Raw genomic sequence first — 17638 nt, 5'->3', positions numbered from 1 at the left:
CGACCTATGGGAGGGCCGACAGCGTCCCCCGCCCCCGGTTGTTCCGGGGAACAAAAACCCGCCGCTACACTGCGGCAATGGATTTCTCGGACGTGGTCGCGGCGGTCCATGCCCGGCTGCCGGAACTCGGCGAACGGCTCGCGAAGCGCATCCGCTCGGACGTCGAGGCCTACCAGGACGAGACGCTCATCCCCTTCGACTCCCTGCGCCGCTCGTGCACCGCCAACGCCGACCTCGTCCTCAGGCACTTCCACCCCGCCGAGGCCCCGGACCCAGGCCCGGCCCGGGAGACCGGCCGCATCCGCGCCGAGTACGGCATGCCGCTCGCCGACACCCTGCACGCCTACCGGATCGGCTTCGAGTTCCTGTGGTCGCGGATCCTGGAGGAGGCACGCGCCCATCCGGAGGTCTCCGACACCGAGCTGGTCGCCGGGTCCGCCCAGATCTGGGCGCTGTTCGGCCGCTACGCCGAGGCTGTGGCTCAGGCCCATCGGGAGACCACCGCCGAACTGTCCCTGCGACGCCAGGCCCGGCGCTCGGCGCTGGTGGAAGCGCTCCTCACGGGCGCCATCGCCGACCGCACGACCCTGCTGGAAGCCGTCCGCGAGCTGGGCATGCCCGAGCGCGGACCGTACGCGGTCGTCGCCGCCGAATCCGCGGCGCCGGGCACGGAGCCCCTGGCCGGCACGGAGGCAGCCCTGCGGCAGGCCGGTCTGCCGTCCGCCTGGCGGTTGCTGCCCGACCAGCAGATCGGCCTGGTCGCCCTGGCCACGCCGGCCGCGGAGAACACCGCCGTGCGCGCCCTGCGCCGCGCGCACGCCCGCGTGGGCATCAGCCCCGGCTTCGACTCCCTGCGCGACACCCCGCAGGCGCTGCGCTTCGCCCGGCTGGCCCTGGCCGGCCTGCCGGGCGCCGGACCGGGTGTCGCGAGGTTCGACGACGACCCCCTCGCCATGGTGATCGCCGCCGCCCCGGCCGAGGCGGCCCACCTGGCCACGGTCGCCCTGGGGCCCGTCCTCGACCTGCCCGCCCCGGAACGCGCCCGCCTCCTGGAAACCCTGGAGCACTGGTTCGCCGCGGCCGGTTCCGCGGCCGGCGCGGCCCACAGCCTCTTCGTGCACCCCAACACCGTCCGCTACCGGCTGCGCCGCGTCGAGGAACTGACCGGCCGCACTCTCTCCGACCCGCTGACGGCGGCGGACTTCCGTGCCGCACTCCTCGCGGTCACCCGTCCGGTCGGCCATGTGACGGCATGACGCTTCGTCCGCGCGGGTGAACGCGGGCGAATCACCGGCTGGGTCCGGCTCCGCTCCCGCCCGCGGCCCGGACCATTCGGCTGGGGTCCGGGTTCCGTCACCGGGTTTCCGCCACCGGTTTCCGTCACCGAGGAGAACAGGATGCCGATCGACACCGTCGAGCGATTCTTGGCCGCCCTGAGCCCGCACGACCGGGAACTGGTCCAGAAGCAGTCACGCGAGGAGCAGGAGAGACTCGCCGCCGCCTGGGAGACGGAGCTGGAGGTCGACACCGACCTCGACACGCTGAGCGAGCTGTCGCCCGCCGCCGCCGAGAGCGAGGCGGCGGCGCGCGTCATGAGAGACCGCTCCGAATAGCCTCAGAACCCGGCGGTCATCGGCACGGCCTGCCCGCTGACCCGGGTGCGGGCGTCCTGCGGGGTCACGTCGATCAGCAGGTCGCTCGGGCGCCCCATGTCCTCCCCCTGACGGACGGTGATCGTGGCCGGTCCGGTGACCAGGCCCAGCGTGCGCAGGTACCCGCCGAAGGCCGCCGCCGCCGCTCCCGTCGCCGGATCCTCCACCACGCCGCCGACGGGGAAGGGGTCCCTGGCGTGGAAGCGTTCCGGCGACTCCCGCCAGACCAGATGGACGGTCGTCCACCCGTGCTGGTGCATCAGTGCGGCGAGAGCGTCGAAGTCGTACTCCAGGTCCGCGAGCCGCTCGCGGGTGGCGGCGGCCAGCACCAGATGGTCGTTCCCGCCGAACGCCACGTGCGCCGGCAGCGCCGGGTCGAGATCGCCCAGGGCCCAGCCCAGGGCCTTGAGCGCCGGCTCCAGTTCGGCGTCGGTGGCGGGACGTGAACGGGTCGGAACGCTCGTCAGGGTGGCCCGTACGGTGCCGTCGTCGCCCACGCCGGTGGCCACCGGTATCTCACCCGCCGGAGTGTCCAGGACGATGTCGCCCGCGCCCAGCCGCTCGGCCAGGGCGACGGCCAGGGCCACGGTGGCGTGCCCGCAGAAGGCCACCTCGGCGAGCGGGCTGAAGTAACGGACCTGGAACCGCCGCGCCGCCTCGTCGCGCCGGGTCACGAAGGCCGTCTCGGAGTAGCCCACGTCGGCGGCGATCGCGAGCATCCCGGCGTCGTCGAGCCCGGAGGCGTCGAGCACCACGCCGGCCGGATTACCGCCCGCGGGATCGTGGGTGAAGGCCGCGTAGCGCAGGGTTTCGGCCGGCGGCCCGGACTGGTTCGCGGGGCCCGCCCCGTCGTTGTCGGTGGTCATGGCCCCACGGTGCCACATGTCGCGGCGGCGAGCCTGAACCGCCCGTGTGCGCCGACGAGTTGCGGGCATCCGGGACGGGACCGCGCGCACCGCGACGCGCTGCGGTGACTACTTCCGGCGAAGGGACGCATCTCATGCTGGCCATCATCTCCGCGGTTCTGTTCTTCATCGCCTTCCTGATCAACGCGGCCGACATCTCGACCAACGACACCTTCACCTCGACCAACGTCATGCTTCTCGGCCTCACCCTGCTCGCTCTGCACCTCGCGGGCATCGGCAGCGCGTGGACCGTGCGCGGCCCCAGACGGTGACCCCCCGCCGGCGTTTCCGGCGCGCTCACATCTGCGACCCGGCAGCCGCACAACCAATCGGGCGGGCCGGAAGTCATAGAGGTGACACAGCGTGGGAAACCACCACAGCAAGGGGGAAATCATGCGCAAGGGACGACAGCTGGCGGCTGCGGCGGCCGTGCTGGTGGCAGTGGGATCCGTGGGCCTGGCGGCCCCGACGGCATCCGCCGCCGGCCGGACCGCCGGCACGGCCGCGACCGCGTGCCCGACGGGCTGGGGCAGCCTGTCCAAGCACGGTACGGCCGTATTGGCGCCGCACGCGCTGACCGACATCCGGACCGGGCGGCACGACTGCTACGACCGCATCGTCTTCGACGTCGGTTCGGGCACCGACCCGGTGGCCTCCACCGTCGCGTACGTCGACGTGTTCCGCCAGGATCCGTCCGACGAGGTGATACCGGTCTCCGGCGGGGCGATCCTCGACATCCACGTCGGCGCCACCGTGTACGACCCTCAGACGGGCCGCGTGACCTACCCCGGCCGGCCCGGCAAGGCACTGCCCGGCGTCGACCTGACGGGCTACCGCACCTTCCGCGACACCAGGTTCGGCTCCAGCTTCGAGGGTGTCACGCAGGTCGGGCTCGGGGTGCGGGCGCGGCTTCCGTTCCGGGTGCTGACGCTGCCCGGCAAGCTGGTGGTGGACGTCGCCCACACCTGGTGAGCGGAACAGCTTCCGTCAGCGACGACTCCCCGGCGCGGCGGCGGGCGGCCGGAAGCAGGCGTGGACGATCTTCCCGTCGGGGCAGGGCCGGGCCTGCCAGGTGTCGGCCAGCGCGTCGATGAGGAGCATGCCCCGCCCGCCCGTGCGCTCCGCGGAGGGCGGGCGGGGAGTGGGCAGCAGCGGGGAGGAGTCGTGGACGGAGACGTGCAGGCACCGGCTGTCCCACGTCAGTACGAGGTGCGCGGCGCTGCGCGCGTGCACATGGGCGTTGGTGACCAGCTCCGAGATGGTCAGCAGCACGTCGTCCACGGTGTCGGGCGCCGACTCCGTCCAGCCCAGCGAGCGCAGATGGCCGCGCGCCCAGTCACGCGCCGTCTTGACACTGCTGTCGAGCGGCAGCGAACGCGCCCAGCCCACCGCCCTCAGTGAAGAATCGCTCACACCCGTCGCCTCCCTGCCGTGGCCGTGTCAGCGCGTATACCCACCGTCCGGGCTTTGACGCGAGGACGCCGCCCGGACCGGATCCCGGCGGAACGCCCGGTCCAGCCGGGGCTCCACCACGCAGCGGAAGACACGGCGTACCGGAGCGGTGCACAGGGCGGTGACCACCAGGCCCGCGACGAGGGTGACGGCCAGCTCGCCGAGCGGGTCATGGGGCCGGCCGAACCGGGACCAGTTCCAGTGGTTCGCGGCCTGGACGACGAAGCCGTGCAGCAGATAGCCGTAGAGGGTGCCCGCGCCCAGCGCGGTGAACCATGTGCGGCGGCCGGGCACCCAGGCGAGGAAGCAGGCGACCAGGGTCAGCGAGCAGCCGAACACGGCCAGGGTCATGACCGGCCCGTACCAGGCGGGCACGCCCAGGTCCGCGGCGCTGTCGCGGTGGAAGAACCAGGCGTAGTCGAACCGGGGTGCCGCCCAGTAGGCCAGGGCGAGCGCGCCCGCGAGGGCCACGGCCGCCACGACGCGGACCGCACGGCGGCGCACCAGCCGGAAGTGCTCCGGCCGCAGACACAGCCCCAGCACGAAGTAGGGCAGGAACTGCAGGGTCCGCTGCAGGTCCAGATCGCTCCCGATGGACGGCGACAGCGTCGCCAGCGCCGCGATGCCGAGCGCGAGCGGCAGCGGATGGCGCACCCGCAGCCACAGGGGTGTGGTCAGCCGCCAGATGAACAACGCCGCCAGGAACCACGTCAGATACAGCGGGTCGAGCAGGCTGACCGGCCGGTCCCAGGCCCCGTCGCTCCACCTGGTGAACAGGGTGTACGCCGTCTCGAAGACGACGTACGGCACGACGAGCCCGGTGACCAGACGCTTGATCTTGGCCGGACTCGCGTCGAAACCGCGTGAGAAGTAGCCGGAGACGACGATGAACGCGGGCATGTGGAAGGCGTAGACGACCATGTAGAGCGCGGTGACGGCACGACTGCCGGACCGCAGCGGCTCCCAGGCGTGTCCCATCGCCACCAGCACGATCGCCAGGTACTTGGCGTTGTCGAAGAAGGCGTCCCGCCCCTCGACGCCAACGGGTGGCGTGCGCGGTGCGGGCCTTGTCTCGCGCGCGGGGCTGCCATGGACCGATACGGCCTGTACGGTTTCGCTCACCAGGTCACCTGCGCAGGATGCATCCCAGCCGTCTCACCGCTTCCGAACGACGTAAACACCAGGTGGAGGGCACCACCGTGAACTGGCGTACATGGGCCGCCTGTCGTTTCGAGGATCCCGAGCTCTTCTTCCCGGTCAGTGAAGAGGGCGCGTCCTTGATGCAGATAGAGCAGGCCAGAGACATCTGCCGCCGCTGCCCCGTACTGCACGAATGCCGGGCCTGGGCGCTGCGCAACCGCGAGTACGAGGGCGTCTGGGGCGGACTGACCGCGGGGCAGCGACGCTCGCTGTCACCGGCGAGAGGCACCGCCCTCGACCACTGACGCCCTCGGCCAGTGACGTGCGGCCCGCGGTCGCGCCAGCTCGTGCGCCCGGTCCACGGCGGGCCGAGAATGGGAGGCATGGCGCGTCGGCCGGACCGGGCGGTGATCGTACGGCGATCGATCCAGGTCAGCTGCGCGGCGGGCACCGGCTTCCTCGTGCTCCTCTACGGCCTCGGGCAGCCCGTCGCGGCGCTCTACGCCCTCTTCGCGCCCATCGCGCTCGGCGTGCTGTCCGCCATCCCCGGGACCGGCCGCGAGCAGGCGTGGGTCACGCTGCGGACCCTGCCGTTCGGGGCGCTGCTGGTCGCCCTCGGCACGGCGTTCGCGGCGAGCACCGCGGCGGCCGTGGCCGGCATGCTCGTCACCGGCTTCCTGCTGAGCTTCGCCGCGGTGGCCGGCCCGCGTCCGGCGGGAGCCGCGCCCGCACTCCAGCTCTTCTACATCCTGGCGTGCTTCCCGCCCTACGCCCCGCAGACACTGGGCGCCCGGCTGACCGGGCTGGCCGTGGGCGTCGTCCTCATCGCGCTGTGCCAGGCCCTCCTCCTGCCCGGGCCGCCCGCCGAGAGCTACCGGACGCGTCTCGCCGACGCGCTTGAGACGGCGGCCCGGGCGGCGGCCGAACCGGCGCACGCCTCGCCCACCCTCCTCAGCGACCGCGGCGAGGCGCTGCGGCCGTCGCACATCGCGCCCGGTGCACGCCCGGCCGGCGCGGGCCGCCGGGACCGGGCGCTGTCGCACGCCGGTGCCGCCGCCCGCCGGACGCTGGACCAGCTCACGTCCCTCACCACGACGTCCGCGCCGGCCGGGACGCCTCCCGTCCCGGACCGGTCCTCGGCGGCCCTCCTGGAGAAGGTCGCCTCGATGTGCGCCGCCACGGGCACGGCCCTGCGCACCGGCGGGCAGCCACCGGCGGCCGGCCCGCTGGAGGAGGCGATACGGCGGTTCCAGACGGACCGGACGCGTCGCGCCGCGGATCCTGCGGACCCGGGCCCCGACACGGCCGGCGCACGACGGCAGGCGATCGTGCTGACCCTGGCCGAGTCCACCTGGATCGCGGTGATCGCCGTGGGCATCGCCGCCGGGCGCCGTCCGTCGCCGCACCCGCCGCACGAGTTCTTCTGGTACGCGGACCGGTCCACGGCCCGGCTGTGGGCGTACCGGCTCGCCGGCAACATGACGCCCCGCTCGGTGTGGTTCCAGAACGCCGCGCGGGTCGCCTGCGGTCTCGCGGCGGCCCGGCTCGTCGCCGGAAGCCTCGACCTCACCCACGGCTTCTGGGTCCTCCTGGCGGTCCTCACCCTGGGGCGCACCACGGCCGGCGCCACCTGGCACGCCGTACGCCAGGCCGTGGCCGGCACCCTGGTCGGGGCCGTCGTGGCCGGCGCGCTGCTCCTCGCGGTCGGGCCGCACCAGGACGCCTGTGCCGCCCTGCTCGTGCCCGGCATGCTCATCGCCTTCACGCTGGGCCCGCTGCTCGGCATCGCCTACGCGCAGGGGCTGTTCACGCTGGTGGTCTCGCTCGTCTTCGCGCAGATCGCCCCCACCACCTGGCGGCTGTCCGAGGCACGCCTGGTCGACGTCGTCACCGGCAGTGCCATCGGCCTGGTGTGCGGACTGCTGGCCTGGCCCGCGGGAGCCCGCCGGGAGGTCCACCGGACCATGGCGAGTCTGCTGCGCTCGTGCGGCGCGCTGATCCCCGTCACGGTGGACACCCTGCTGCCCGCCCCGGACCGGCGCCCCTCCCCGCCCCGGACCTGGCCCCTCGAGCAGCGTCTGCGCCTGGCGGAGTCCGCCTACGCGCAGTTCTGCAGTGAGCCGCCCGTGAACCGGGAAGGTGTGCGCGCCGACTGGCACGCGGTCCTCGTCGTGGCCTACACGGCCCTGCTGGGGGCACAACGGCTGCCGCGTTTCGAGGAGACGCTGGGCGAGGTGCCGGGGGCGACGTGCGCCTGGACCCGCCGGACGGCGGCGGAGCTAGCGGCGGACGCCGACCGGATCGCCGCACTCCTTGGGCCTGTTGCGAAGGTCCCTCCTCCAGCCTTCGGCCAGGAGGTACCCCCACCCGCCCGGCACGCCCAGAGCACGCACCGACTGCGACACCAGGCCTCCCCCACGCTCGAACACACTCGCGCGGGGGCACCCCCATCGCGACGGGCGCCGGGCCCGCCCGCCGGGCGGACGACGGGACTTTCGCACCAGGCCCTGGGCCGGGCCCGGAGCACCGCTTCCGGCCGTGCGCCGCACGCCCCGCCACCGCCGCATCGTCCGGCCCTGCCCACGGTCGTCGATCTCGAAGTGTGGCTGACGGGCATCGACCGCCAGTTCACCGGCATCGAGCGCTCGCTGTCGACACCACGGATGCCTGCCGGATAGCGCTCACCGTGCCGTCCCGGCCCCCACGGTCAGCATGTATCCGCCGAGGACCACACTCCACACCGGGAACGCCAGCTCCAGCCAGGCCACGTTGCCGGCCCCCACCATCAGTGCCAGCCCGACCAGCCAGCCCAGCCACACCAGGGCGCGCGGCAGCACGCGCAGCCTTCCTCCGATGGTGGTGGTGCACAGCACGAACACCGCGGCCATGCGCATCGAGTACTCGAGCAGCAGGGCGTAGGCGATGCTGTGGCCGAAGTCCCACAGCGGCCGGTTCGCGTCGCCGGCGGTGGCCAGCATCCCCCCGGCGGCCGCGGCCCCGCACAGCAGAACGGCCGTGAACACCAGCCCGCTGCCGATGAAGACGGTGGCGTAGAACCTGTCCTCGCGCTCCCCGATCAGGTCCCGCACCGCGGCGAGGTACCACAGGAAGGCGATCCCCGCGAACGGCACCAGGTCCAGCGCGACCTGGACGGCGGTGCGCTGCGGCGAGCCGGTCAGCCAGGGGCCGGCGGACCCCGGATCGGCCGGCACCGCGAGCCTGACCAGCACGATGGCGGCCGCCAGCAGCAGGCCGAAGAGGATGCCCGCCAGCCCCGCCGCCCGGGGTGTGCTGAGCGCGTCCCTCGAAGGCGGTGGCACTCCGGGCCCGGCCCCCGTCACCGCCGGGCGGAGCGCGTCGCGTGTCCCGGCGGTCCCGCCGCGGCGGGCGCGGTCACGACGTCCACGTCGCTCGCCCGGACATAGGCGAGCCGGTGACCGAACTGGATCTCGTAGTACTGCTCCTGGCCGTTGATCACCGGCTGGGGAGACTCCACGAAGGACGATCTGTCGACGTCGGTACCGGTGAGGTCGGCCTGGGTCACGTACCGCTGGCCCGCGAGGAGGCTGTACGGCAGCGGTGACTCGGTCTGCTCCGGGAACCCGTCCGGGTAGGCCTCCTGCTCCGGGAGGGCACGCCCGAACACCGGGATCTCGCTCAGGCCTTCCTTCGGGGTCACCATCCGGCCGCTCGCGCCCACGGCCGTCGGGTGTTTCTTCGGGTTGTTGAACCACGCCTTGCGGCCCAGGTACCAGATCGCCGTCCAGTCGCCGCTGCGGCCGGCGACCGCGTAGGTCTGGCCGGTGGAGACCCGCGACCCCAGGTCGCTGACGTCCTCCGTGGAGTCCTCGCCGTCCGGGCGACGGCCGGGGTCCTGGATCAGCGGGGCGTTCTCGCTCGGCTCGGTGTGCAGGCGGACGGCGCTCGAGCCGTGCGGCGCGCACGGCACCCCGTCACCCTTGCAGCCCGTGTACCGCGGTTTGTAGGTGGCGTAGTCCGGCAGCACCATCACCATGGCGCTGTCCGGGCCGGCCGTGGCCCGCAGGGGCGCGCCGAGGAGGTCGAAGTAGTGCCGCCAGTCCCAGTAGGGGCCGGGGTCCTCGTGCATGTCGGGAATGGACGAACCGGTCGGCGACGGTACGTTGTCGTGGCCGAAGATGTGCTGCCGGTCGAGCGGGATGCCGTACTTCTTCGCCAGGTAGCGCACCAGGCGGGCGGAGGACCGGTACATCTTCTCCGAGTACCAGGCGTCGGGCTGGGTGAGGAAGCCCTCGTGCTCGATGCCGATCGAGTGGGCGTTGACGAACTGGCTGCCGGAGTGCCAGGCCGAGTCCTTGGTCCTGACGTGCTGGGTGACGTGGCCGTCGCTGGAGCGGATCGAGTAGTGCCACGACGCCTCGGTCGGGTCCTGCACCGTCTGGAACATGGACTTCAGGGACGCCTCGGTGTCGTGGATGACGATGTACTCGATCTTCTCGTCCCAGGGCCGGTCGGCCAGGTCGTGGTTCCCGTAGGCGTCGTCGGTCTGCTCGTACGGCGCGCTGAGCCAGGAACAGGCCAGCTCCGGCGGGCACTCGACCTCCTCCGGCCGCTTGTCCGCCGGGCGGGAGGCGTGCGGGCGCACCTCGGGGTCGGCGGGGAGCGTGACGTTCTGTGCCGCGTCGGTGATGCGGTGGGCGCCCTTGTGGATCACCCCGAACACGTCGTTGGCGTAGGTCGCCGCCGCGTCCGCGTCGCTGGTGCCCGAGAACCGCGCCACCGTGTCCCACCAGTCCGTCGGGTTGTCGCTGAGCGGCTTGCCGAGCTGTCGCTGGGTCGCCGCCAGGAGGGCGGCCCCGCCGCGCACGTTGGCGGTGGTGTCCGTGCGCAGCCGCTTCGCCGGTACCCCGATCAGGTCGGCGGCCCGGCGCAGTTCGGCCGGCGGCTGGGCGCGGCCCGCGTCGCGCGGTGCGGCCGGCGGCCCGGCGGCCCGCCCCGCGTCGGCGTCCACCAGGTGCATCGGCCCGTAGCCGCCGCTCACGCTCGGGACGCCCGGATGGGAGTCCCAGCGCGACTGGAGGTAGGACACGCCCATCAGCACACCGCGCGGCACGTGGAACTCGTCCGCGGCGGCCGTGAAGTCGTTCTGCAGGTGCTGGTCGGCCGCCTCCTCGGAATCGGTCGGGGGGAAGGCCAGTACCGGGATCAGGAGCGCTGCCGACGCTGCCACACAGGCCGTCAGACGGTGCTCGCGTACGGCGACGAGGACACGGGGGGCGACGCGTCTTCTCATTGCAGATGTCTCCAACGGGCTCGTCGCGACAGGACAAGCGCAAGCAGGACAAGGAAAGTTGCCCTTTACGCCACCCCTTGTACGTTTCCGTGCCCCGCGCGCCGCGTCGCGCCGAGCGTCGACCACGTGGACCAGCCGCCCGGCACACGCCACTCGGTCGGCGGCAGTACGAGGGCCGTGGCGGCGGGACGGCCCGGTCCTCGGCCGGCTCGTTCCTCGACCGGCTCAGTCCTCGACCGGGTCGGTCCGCCAGTCGGGGTGTCCGGGCATCGGCGGGGTGTGCGCCCCGTACAGCCACGGCGTCAGAAACGGTTTCAGATCCCGGCCCGCGACCTCGGAGGCGAGCGTGACGAAGTCCGCGGTGCCGGCGGCCCGGCCCCGGTACCGCGTCACCCAGGCCCGCTCGATCCGGCCGAAGGTCTCCTCACCGACCTCCTCCCGCAGGGCGTACAGCACCAGTGCCGAGCCGTCGTACCTGATCTGCCGGAAGAGGGTCGGCTCGGTGGGTTCGGCGGGTGCCCCGTCGTCGTGCCGCCACTGGTCGTGCCGTTCGTACGCCGCCCGCATCGCGTCCTCCATGCTGTCGCCGCCGTGCGTGTCGGAGTACAGGCGTTCGTAGAACTGGGCGTGCCCCTCGCTCAGCCACAGGTCGGACCAGCGCCGGATGGCGACGCTGTCCCCGGTCCAGTGGTGGGTCAGTTCGTGCACGAGGTTGCGTTCGGCGTGCACCCGGTCGCCGAGCAGGTCGGCGCTCGGCAGGACGGACAGCGACTGTGTCTCCAGGGCGACCGGCAGGCCGGTGTCGCCGACCAGCACCCCGTACCGGCCGAAGGGGTACGGGCCGAGCCGCTGTTCCAGCCAGGCCAGGTGGCCGGGGGTGAGCGAGCGGTAGGCCGCGGTGCCGGTGACCAGGTCTTCGGGGACCACGTCCCGGACGGGCAGCCCGTGCGGGCCGGTGGTGTCGACCACCGTGAACCTTCCGATCGCCATCTGGACCAGCTGGGCCGCGACGGGCTGCTCGGAGTCGTACGTCCACCGGGTGCGTCCGCCGGGCCGCCGGAGGCGTTCGACGAGCCGGCCGTTCGCGACGGCGCTGATGCCCGGGGGAGTGGTGATGCGGAAGGTGACCGGTGCGCGCAGGCTGGGGTGGTCGTCCGCCGGGAAGATCATCTTGGCGCCGTCGGGCTGCGGGCACAGTACGGTGCCGTCGGGCGTGGGCACCCAGCCGTAGTCCGCGATCGCGTCCCCGCGGTGGCGCTGCCGTGTCGGGTCGGCGGTGTAGGCGACCCGCACGGTGAAGCCGGCGCCCCGGGCGATCGGCTTAGCGGGGGTGACGACGAGCTCGTCGCCGTCGCGTACGGCGGTCGCCGGCCTGCCGTCCACGGTCACCTGGCGCAGGGTGTTGCCCGCGAAGTCGAGGTCGAAGCGGGACAGGGCCTGGGTGGCGGTGGCGCTGATGGTGGTGGCGGCGTCGAAGGGGGTCCGGGGCGCCCGCCAGTCGAAGCCCAGGGTGTAGCGCCGCACCTTGTAGCCGCCGTTGCCGTCGAGCGGCAGCAGCGGGTCGCCGATGCCGGGGGCGCCGGGGGAGGGGGCCGCGCCGGACGAGGTGGCGGCGGGGCCGGGGGCGGGGGAGTGGCGGCCCCCGTGCTGGAGGGTGCCGACCACGGCGGTGGCACCGGCGATCCCGACGGCGCCGGCGACGGCCAGGGCGAGACCCCGGCGCTTGGTGAGGGGGGTACCGGCGATCGCGATCCGCATGACCGCACTATCGGCCGCACCGTCGTCGGTGCCCGTGATTCAGGAGACGCGCCGCGCCAGTTCTCACACATATGGTCATAAAACGTGTCTTATTTATTCATGCAGACACACACACGGCGCACAGTGCTCGGTGCCTCGATCGTGGCCGCCGGCTCGGGGATCCTGACCGCATGCTCCGGGTCCGCACCCCGCTCGGAGTCCGGCTCCCACCCGGCGGGCAGCCCCCACGCCCGCACGGCCCCCCGCCCGGCGCCGGGCTCCCGTCCCGGAACCGGGACGGCCGGCCACCACGGCGAGGTGTTCGTCCCCAGGGGGCCCGCGGGGTATGTGAACCCGTCCGATCCCGAGGTCCTCGAGGCCGAACGGGAACGTGGCCAGGGACCCGTGCGCAGGTTCCGGCTCACCGCTGGCGAAACGTTCCTGGACCTGGGCGGGCTGTTGGTGAGGTCATGGGCGTACAACGACAGACTGCCCGGCCGGGAGGTACGGATCCACGCGGGCGACATCCTCGATCTCACGCTCGCCAACCGGCTGCCCCGGTCGACCACGCTGCACTCGCACGGCGTGCGGATGCGCTGCGACATGGACGGCGTACCGGGCCTGACCCAGTACTCCATCCAGCCCGGCGAGGACTTCAACTACCGCTTCGCCGTGACCCACCCCGGCACCTACTGGCTGCACTCCCACTCGGGGCTGCAACTGGACCGCGGCCTGTACGCGCCGCTCATCGTCGAGGACCCCAGGGAGCCCCTGTCGTACGACAAGGAGTGGGTGGTCGTCCTGGACGACTGGCTGGACGGCGTGCACGGCTCCACCCCGGACGGAGTGCTCGCGGAGTTGCGCCACGGCAAGCGTGCGCCGAAGGGCATGGACATGGGGGAGGACGGGGAGCACGACGGGGAACACGGCGGCTCCGGCCACGAGACATGGGACGAAGCGGGGGACTGGGACCCCGGCAGGTCCAAGAGCCCCTCCCGTCTGCTGCACGGCTCCCACAGCCGCATGCTGCACAGCGAGGGCGGCAGCGTCGACTACCCGTTCTACCTGGTCAACGGGCGCCTCGCGCACGAGCCTTCGGTCTTCAGGGCCCGCCCCGGGGACCGCATCCGGCTGCGCATCATCAACGCCGGCGCCGAGACGGCCTTCCGGGTCGCCCTGGGCGGCCACGAGATGACGGTGACGCACACGGACGGCTACCCGGTCGAGCACAAGCGGACGGACGCGCTGCTGCTGGGGATGGCCGAGCGCTACGACGTGCTGATCACCGCCAAGGACGGGGTGTTCCCGCTGGTCGCGCTGGCGGAGGGCAAGGACGGCAGGGCCCTGGCGGTGCTGCGCACCGGCAGCGGGGGGCTGCCCCGGTCCACCGTGCACCCGGATGAACTCGAGGGGAAGGTCGTGCCGGCCAGACGGCTCGTGCCGGACGAGTCCGTCGCCCTGTGCCACCGCGAGCCGGACCGCGAGATGCGCATCAGGCTGACCGGCAACATGAAGGCCTTCAACTGGGGCTTCGACCACCGGCCCTACTCCGTCGAGGAGCGCCGCCCGGTCCGGCAGGGCGAACGGGTCCGGCTGACCCTCATCAACGCCACCGACATGTGGCATCCCGTCCATCTGCACGGCCACACGTTCGCCCTGCGCGGCCTCGACGGGCTCGGGGCCCGCAAGGACACCTCCATCCTGCTGCCGCACCGCAAGATGGTCGTCGACTTCAACGCCGACAACCCGGGCCTGTGGATGCTCCACTGCCACAACCAGTACCACGCCGAGTCCGGAATGATGACCATCCTCGGCTACCGGAAGTGACCGCAGCGCCGGCCGCCCCGGCGGGCGGCCGGCCGGGGCGGCCCCCGGAGACGCCGGACGCGGGCTTCTGGACGTGCGGGTCCCCGGGCCGGGTGTTGCAATGGCTGGAGGGACCGTCCGCCTCCGAGGAGTGGCCATGACCGATGACCTCGAGGAAATGGGACCCGTCGACTATCTGATCGTCGAGTTCCCCGGTAACCGCATGACGGGGGAGGGCTTCCCCCTGCTCGTCGATCTGGTCGAACGCAACATCATCCGCATCCTCGACCTCGTCTTCGTCCGCAAGGACACCGACGGGTCGGTCACCGCGCTGGAACTGAAGGAGATCGGGGACGAGATCGATCTCACGGTGTTCGAGGGAGCCTCCTCCGGGGTGCTGGACCAGAGCGACCTGGACGACGCGGGTGCCGCGCTGGAGCCCGGCAACTCCGCCGCGGTCCTCGTGTACGAGAACGTGTGGGCCGCGCCGCTGGCCCGTGCCCTGCGGCGCGAAGGAGCCCAGTTGGTGGCGGGCGGCCGTATCCCCGTGCAGGCGCTGCTGGCGTCGCTGGACGCGACCGAACCGACGACGCCCCCGAGCGGGCCTGTGGCCGCCTGATGGGAGATGAGTGAGCATGCCAGGACTTCTTCGCGGCGTCGCCCGCACGGCGGTGGTCGCGGGTACGGCCACCGCGGTGTCCAACCGCGTCTCCCGGCGGCAGGCGGGCCGCTGGGCCGAGCAGGACTACGAGCGCCAGGCCGCGGCCCAGCAGGCCGCGGTCCCGCCGCCCCCCGCCCCGCCGCCCGCCGCGACGCAACCGGTCGCCGACGACATGACCGACAAGATCGACCAGCTGAAGCAACTCGCCGACCTGAAGGCCCAAGGGGTGCTCACCGAGGAGGAGTTCGAGGCCCAGAAACGCCGGGTACTCGGCTGACCCGCCGTGATGTGCGGTGACCGGCGGACGATGTCCGAGGCGGACTTCCGCTCCCTGTACCACCGGCTGCGCGATCAGGCACGGTACGACGGGGACCCGTCGCGCGGCGCGCTCGGCCACCTCACCCCCGAGCGGGTGCTGGCCGCCGCCGGCGAGGTCCGCCGCGGCCGTACCGTGTCGCTCGCAGCCCCCATCGAGACCACGCCGGGTCCGGACAACCCGGAGCCCGCCCGGCACAGCATGACGGCATCGGCGCACGGCGAGGGCGAGGACGCGCGAGGGCTGCGCTTCGCCCGCGACCGGTTCGCCATGAACGTGCACGGGGACGCTGACAGTCACCTCGACGCGCTGTGCCACGTGATGTTCGACGGTGAGCTGTACGGCGGTGTCCCGGCGAGCAGCGTGACACCGGACGGCGCCGGCGCGCTCACGCTGGACCTGGTGCGGGACGGCATCGTCGGCCGCGGGGTCCTGCTGGACATCCCGCGCCTGCGGGGCGTGCCGTGGCTCGACCCCGGCGACCATGTGACCGCCGGCGATCTCAGGGCGGCCGAGGCGGCCCAGGAGGTCACGGTAGGCCCGGGCGACCTGCTGTTCGTGCGGGTCGGGCACCGCCGTCGCCGCCGGAGCGTCGGTGCCTGGGACACGGCTCGGGCGCGGGCGGGCCTGCACCCGGCGGCGGTGACCGTGGTGGCCGAGCGGCGCGTGGCCGCGCTGGGCTCGGACGGCAACAGCGACTGCGCGCCCAGCGCGGTGGCCGAGGTCCCGTTCCCCGTGCACGTGCTGGCCGTGAACGCCCTGGGGCTGCAGCTGCTGGACTGGCTCGACCTGGAGGGACTGGCATCGGCGTGCGAACAGCTGGGCCGCTGGCACTTCCTGTGCGTGGTCGCCCCGCTGCGGCTGCCGGCGGCCACCGGCTGTCCGGTCAACCCGATCGCCGTCCTGTGACCGCGCCCGGGCACCGTCCGCTCCAGGTGCCGCAGCGCCCCAGGGCAGATACGTTCGAAGTGGGAAAATGACGAAGTGAGGACGGTGGCCGCCATGGGCGACACCCCCCATTACGACATCATCATCATCGGCACCGGCGCCGGCGGCGGGACGCTCGCCCACCGGCTCGCCCCCTCGGGGAAACGGGTGCTCGTCCTCGAACGCGGTGACTACCTGCGGCGCGAACGCGACAACTGGGACTCCACGGCCGTGTTCGTCAAGGGCAAGTACCGGGCCGATGAGTTCTGGCTCGACAAGCACGGCAAGGAGTTCCCGCCCGAGGTCAACTACTACGTCGGCGGCAACACGAAGTTCTACGGGGCGGCGCTGTTCCGGCTGCGGCCGGAGGACTTCGGGGAACTGCGCCACCACGACGGCGTCTCTCCCGCCTGGCCGATCCGCTACGAGGACCTGGAGCCGTACTACACCCAGGCCGAGCACCTCTACCTGGTGCACGGCCGGCACGGCGAGGACCCCTGGGAAGGGCCGTGCAGCGCACAGTACGCCTACCCCCCGGTCGAACACGAGCCGCGCATCCAGCAGTTGAGCTACGACCTGGAGAAGCAGGGACTGCACCCCTTCCACCTGCCCATCGGGGTCAACCTCACCCAGGGCGAGAACGGGCAGGCCACCCACTCCAGTGCGTGCATCCGCTGCAACCGGGTCGACGGCTTCCCCTGCCTGGTCCGCGCCAAGTCCGACGCCCAGGTGATCTGCGTGGAACCCGCACTGCGGCACGAGAACGTCGACATGGTGACCCATGCCCATGTGACGAGGTTGGAGACCGATCCGGCAGGCCGTAGCGTCAGCACGGTCGTCGCCCGGCTCCCGGGCGAGCAGGAGGCCCGATTCGCCGCGGACATCGTGGTGGTGGCCTGCGGGGCGGTCAACTCCGCCGTGCTGCTGCTCGCTTCGGCGAACGACCGGCACCCGGGCGGGCTGGCGAACAGCTCAGGAGTGGTCGGCCGGCACTACATGCGCCACAACAACCTTGCCCTGATGGCCATTTCGAAGGAGCCCAACGACACCCAGTTCCAGAAGACCCTCGCCCTGCACGACTGGTACCTGGGCGCGGACGACTGGGAGTACCCCCTCGGGGGCATCCAGATGCTCGGCAAGTCGGACGCCGAGCAGATCCACGGGGAGGCCCCGCGCTGGGCCGGAGCGGTCGCACCGGACATGCCCTTCGAGGTCCTGGCCCATCACGCCGTCGACTTCTGGCTGTGCGGGGAGGACCTGCCGCAGCCGGACAACCGGGTCACCCTGGAGGGCGACGGCCGGATCCGGCTGACGCTCGACGAGGACAACAACATCGCCGGTCTGAAACGCCTGCGGCACAAGCTCCAGCACATGCTCGGCCACCTGGGCATGCACGAGCACCGTCTGCTGTCCCACAGCATCTATCTGCACAAGGGCATGCCGATCGGCGCGACCGCCCACCAGGCGGGCACGGTGCGGTTCGGCACCGATCCGGTGTCCTCCGCCCTGGACGTCAACTGCAAGGCCCACGACCTGGACAACCTGTACGTCGTCGACACGAGCTTCTTCCCGAGCATCGGGGCGGTGAACCCGTCGCTGACGGCCATCGCGAACGCCCTGCGCGTGGGAGACCACATTCTGGAACGACTGAGCTGACCGGCGTCCGACGAGCGGCCCGGCCGGGCGAAATCCTCAGCCGGTCGGCGCAAGCCGGGCCCTCCCGGGGTGCCGCCGCCCGGTCACGGTGATGGTGTGGTTTCCGGCAAACCC

The 17638-nt window shown here is 72.6% G+C and carries 17 protein-coding genes; 11 read left to right on the top strand and 6 right to left on the bottom strand.

The features are described from left to right. Positions 1-77: 77 nt before the first annotated feature. Positions 78-1256 carry a PucR family transcriptional regulator gene (locus tag ACH45E_RS21425; RefSeq protein WP_399041218.1) on the top strand — a complete coding sequence of 393 codons (1179 nt, stop codon included), beginning with the start codon at positions 78-80 and terminating at the stop codon, positions 1254-1256. 141 nt (positions 1257-1397) lie between these two features. Further along, on the top strand, positions 1398-1613 hold the full coding sequence (locus ACH45E_RS21420) for a hypothetical protein (RefSeq protein WP_361445187.1): 216 nt from the start codon (positions 1398-1400) through the stop codon (positions 1611-1613). 2 nt (positions 1614-1615) lie between these two features. Here the strand turns inward: ACH45E_RS21420 and ACH45E_RS21415 are convergent, their stop codons facing one another. Continuing rightward, positions 1616-2518 (bottom strand): PhzF family phenazine biosynthesis isomerase, encoded by a 903-nt coding sequence (locus ACH45E_RS21415; protein ID WP_361445185.1) that lies wholly within the window; start codon positions 2516-2518, stop codon positions 1616-1618. A 134-nt stretch (positions 2519-2652) separates the two neighbouring features. Here ACH45E_RS21415 and ACH45E_RS21410 point away from each other — a divergent pair, with 134 nt between their 5' ends. After that, positions 2653-2829 carry a hypothetical protein gene (locus tag ACH45E_RS21410; protein ID WP_361445182.1) on the top strand — a complete coding sequence of 59 codons (177 nt, stop codon included), beginning with the start codon at positions 2653-2655 and terminating at the stop codon, positions 2827-2829. Positions 2830-2950: 121 nt separating this feature from the next. After that, positions 2951-3529 (top strand): hypothetical protein, encoded by a 579-nt coding sequence (locus ACH45E_RS21405; RefSeq protein WP_361445179.1) that lies wholly within the window; start codon positions 2951-2953, stop codon positions 3527-3529. Between the two features lie 15 nt (positions 3530-3544). On the opposite strand, the gene ACH45E_RS21400 is transcribed toward ACH45E_RS21405, so the two are convergent. Together ACH45E_RS21400 and ACH45E_RS21395 are read right to left on the bottom strand one after the other, a co-directional pair. Then, positions 3545-3970: an ATP-binding protein gene (locus ACH45E_RS21400; protein WP_361445176.1), complete on the bottom strand. Its 426-nt coding sequence runs from the start codon at positions 3968-3970 to the stop codon at positions 3545-3547. Between the two features lie 27 nt (positions 3971-3997). Continuing rightward, positions 3998-5131: an acyltransferase family protein gene (locus ACH45E_RS21395; RefSeq protein ID WP_361445173.1), complete on the bottom strand. Its 1134-nt coding sequence runs from the start codon at positions 5129-5131 to the stop codon at positions 3998-4000. A gap of 77 nt (positions 5132-5208) precedes the next feature. Between ACH45E_RS21395 and ACH45E_RS21390 the strand changes: the two genes are divergently transcribed. Both ACH45E_RS21390 and ACH45E_RS21385 read left to right on the top strand, forming a co-directional pair. Then, complete coding sequence (locus tag ACH45E_RS21390) at positions 5209-5454, top strand: WhiB family transcriptional regulator (protein ID WP_361445170.1); 246 nt, start codon at positions 5209-5211, stop codon at positions 5452-5454. A gap of 78 nt (positions 5455-5532) precedes the next feature. Then, complete coding sequence (locus ACH45E_RS21385) at positions 5533-7827, top strand: FUSC family protein (protein WP_361445167.1); 2295 nt, start codon at positions 5533-5535, stop codon at positions 7825-7827. Between the two features lie 3 nt (positions 7828-7830). Here ACH45E_RS21385 and ACH45E_RS21380 read toward each other — a convergent pair whose 3' ends face one another. The 3 genes from ACH45E_RS21380 to ACH45E_RS21370 all read right to left on the bottom strand — a co-directional run bounded on the left by ACH45E_RS21380 (position 7831) and on the right by ACH45E_RS21370 (position 12179). Continuing rightward, complete coding sequence (locus tag ACH45E_RS21380; protein WP_361445164.1) at positions 7831-8469, bottom strand: hypothetical protein; 639 nt, start codon at positions 8467-8469, stop codon at positions 7831-7833. Between the two features lie 17 nt (positions 8470-8486). After that, positions 8487-10421, bottom strand: coding sequence for a peptidoglycan recognition family protein (locus tag ACH45E_RS21375; RefSeq protein ID WP_361445161.1), 1935 nt, complete (start codon positions 10419-10421; stop codon positions 8487-8489). 225 nt (positions 10422-10646) lie between these two features. Beyond that, positions 10647-12179: a M1 family metallopeptidase gene (locus tag ACH45E_RS21370; RefSeq protein WP_361445158.1), complete on the bottom strand. Its 1533-nt coding sequence runs from the start codon at positions 12177-12179 to the stop codon at positions 10647-10649. A 99-nt stretch (positions 12180-12278) separates the two neighbouring features. On the opposite strand from ACH45E_RS21370, the gene ACH45E_RS21365 reads away from it, so the two are divergent. The 5 genes from ACH45E_RS21365 to ACH45E_RS21345 all read left to right on the top strand — a co-directional run bounded on the left by ACH45E_RS21365 (position 12279) and on the right by ACH45E_RS21345 (position 17524). After that, the gene (locus tag ACH45E_RS21365) at positions 12279-13985 is read left to right on the top strand and encodes a multicopper oxidase family protein (protein ID WP_361445155.1); all 1707 of its coding nucleotides are present in this window, start codon (positions 12279-12281) and stop codon (positions 13983-13985) included. A gap of 136 nt (positions 13986-14121) precedes the next feature. Continuing rightward, positions 14122-14583 carry a DUF6325 family protein gene (locus tag ACH45E_RS21360; protein ID WP_361445152.1) on the top strand — a complete coding sequence of 154 codons (462 nt, stop codon included), beginning with the start codon at positions 14122-14124 and terminating at the stop codon, positions 14581-14583. Between the two features lie 16 nt (positions 14584-14599). After that, positions 14600-14902, top strand: coding sequence for an SHOCT domain-containing protein (locus tag ACH45E_RS21355; protein WP_361445149.1), 303 nt, complete (start codon positions 14600-14602; stop codon positions 14900-14902). Between the two features lie 30 nt (positions 14903-14932). Beyond that, a complete protein-coding gene (locus ACH45E_RS21350; RefSeq protein WP_361445146.1) occupies positions 14933-15850 on the top strand; it encodes a cyclase family protein in 918 nt (305 codons plus the stop codon). Between the two features lie 93 nt (positions 15851-15943). Then, complete coding sequence (locus ACH45E_RS21345) at positions 15944-17524, top strand: GMC family oxidoreductase (RefSeq protein WP_361445143.1); 1581 nt, start codon at positions 15944-15946, stop codon at positions 17522-17524. Positions 17525-17638: the final 114 nt, after the last annotated feature.

It is taken from the genome of Streptomyces sp. NPDC020299 (assembly GCF_044387825.1).
GTDB lineage: Bacteria > Actinomycetota > Actinomycetes > Streptomycetales > Streptomycetaceae > Streptomyces.
The sequence above is the reverse complement of the archived record's forward strand: the minus strand, read 5'-3'. Positions and strand labels throughout refer to the sequence as shown.